The organism is Pseudomonas sp. NFACC37-1, from assembly GCF_900101575.1.
In the GTDB taxonomy this organism is placed as follows: Bacteria; Pseudomonadota; Gammaproteobacteria; order Pseudomonadales; family Pseudomonadaceae; genus Aquipseudomonas; species Aquipseudomonas fluorescens_AA.
Window position 1 is genome coordinate 1 of sequence record NZ_FMUZ01000088.1, and the last position, 2,040, is coordinate 2,040.

The 2,040-nt window shown below is 63.6% G+C and carries 1 protein-coding gene; it reads left to right on the forward strand.

Annotation, left to right across the window (positions count from 1 at the left end; all coding sequences use genetic code 11):
- Positions 1-2,040, forward strand: a 2,040-nt coding sequence (locus BLP82_RS29975; protein ID WP_139198029.1) for a condensation domain-containing protein, incomplete at both ends; no start/stop codon positions are given.

Below are 2,040 nucleotides of genomic sequence, written 5' to 3' on the forward strand. Positions count from 1 at the left end.
TATTTCACTCAATCCGACGTGGTGGATATCGAAACCCTGCGCAGCTACCTGCAAGGGCAATTGCCGGAATACATGGTGCCCGTGGCCTATGTGCGTCTCGACGCCATGCCGTTGACCCCCAACGGCAAGCTCGACCGCAAGGCCTTGCCGGCCCCAGACCTGGATTCGGTCATCACCCGCGGCTACGAAGCCCCCCGGGGCGAAGTCGAAATCGCCCTGGCGCAGATCTGGCAGGACCTGCTCAAGGTCGAGCGCGTCGGCCGTCACGATCACTTCTTCGAACTCGGTGGCCACTCGTTGCTGGCCGTCAGCCTGATCGGGCGGATGCGCCAGGTCGGTCTGAGCGCTGACGTGCGCGTGCTGTTCGGCCAGCCGACCTTGATGGCGCTGGCGGCAGCGGTGGGCAGCGGCAGCGAAATCCAGGTACCGGACAACGGCATCCTGCCGGGCTGCACGCGGATCACGCCGCCGATGCTGCCCCTGGTCCAGCTGGATCAGCAAACCATCGACCGCATCGTGGACACGGTGCCGGGCGGCGCGGGCAACGTGCAGGATATCTATCCGCTGGCGCCGCTGCAGGAAGGCATCTTCTTTCATCATCTTTCGGCCGAACAGGGCGATCTGTATGTATTGCAGTCGCAGTTTGCCTTCGATCACCGCGAACGGCTCGATGCGTTCGTCGAGGCGTTGCAGGTAGTGATCGATCGTCACGACATCCTGCGTACCAGTGTGGTCTGGGAAGGCTTGGAGTCGCCGGTGCAAGTGGTCTGGCGCGAGGCGAAGCTGCACGTTGAAGAGGTCGACCTCGATCCGGCCGCCGGTGATGCCGTGGCACAGTTGCAGCAGCGCTTCGACCCGCGACACCATCGCCTGGATGTCAGCCAAGCCCCCCTGATGCGCCTGGCCTATGGACAGGATGCCGCCAATCATCGATGGGTCGCGACACTGTTGTTCCATCACATGGTGCTCGACCACACGGCGCTTGAAGTGGTGCAGCACGAGATGCAGGCGCATCTGATGGGCGACGTCGGGCAACTGGCTGACGTGGTGCCCTATCGCAATTATGTGGCCCAGGCACGCCTGGGCATGAGTCGTGAAGAACATGAGGTGTTTTTCCGCGAGATGCTCGGCGATATCGACGAACCGACATTGCCGTTCGGCCTGCAGGATGTGCAGGGCAATGGCCATGGCATCGAAGAAGCCCAGCAATCGGTGGAGGCTTCCCTGGACTTGCGTCTGCGGGCCCAGGCCCGTCAGTTGGGGGTAAGCGTCGCCAGCCTGGCGCACCTGGCCTGGGCCCAGGTACTGGGCAAGGTGTCCGGCAAGCAGGATGTGGTATTCGGTACTGTGCTGATGGGGCGGATGCAGGGCGGTGCCGACACCGATCGTGCCCTGGGGATGTTCATCAACACCTTGCCGTTGCGGATTCAGGTAGGGCACCAGGGCGTGCGTGCGGGCGTCAAGGCCACTCATGCCCGGTTGACTTCGCTGTTGGGCCACGAACATGCCTCCCTGGCACTGGCCCAGCGCTGCAGCGGCGTGGCGGCGCCGTTGCCGCTGTTCAGCGCCTTGCTCAACTACCGACACAGCGCCGTGGGTGTGGCTTCGGCCCAGGCGACAGATGCTTGGCAAGGTATCCATGCCCTGGATGGCTCAGAACGCACCAACTATCCGCTGACATTGAACGTCGACGACCTGGGCAGCGGTTTGCGCTTGACGGTACTGGCAGCAGCGCAGGTTGGCGCGCAGCGGGTCTGCGGCTACATGCATGCGGTCCTGGAAAAACTCGTGGAGGCGCTGGAACAGACGCCCCAGGCCGCGTTGTATCGCCTGCCGATTCTACCGGTAGCGGAGCGTGAGCAACTGCTGGTTGCGTTCAACGCCACCGCTGCTGAATACCCGCTGGAGCAAACCATTCATGGGCTGTTCGAGGAACAGGTGCAGCGCACGCCGGATGCGCTGGCGGTGCTGCATGGCGGACAGCGCCTGAGCTATCGCGAGCTGAACGAGCAGGCCAACCGGCTGGCGCATTACCTGCGC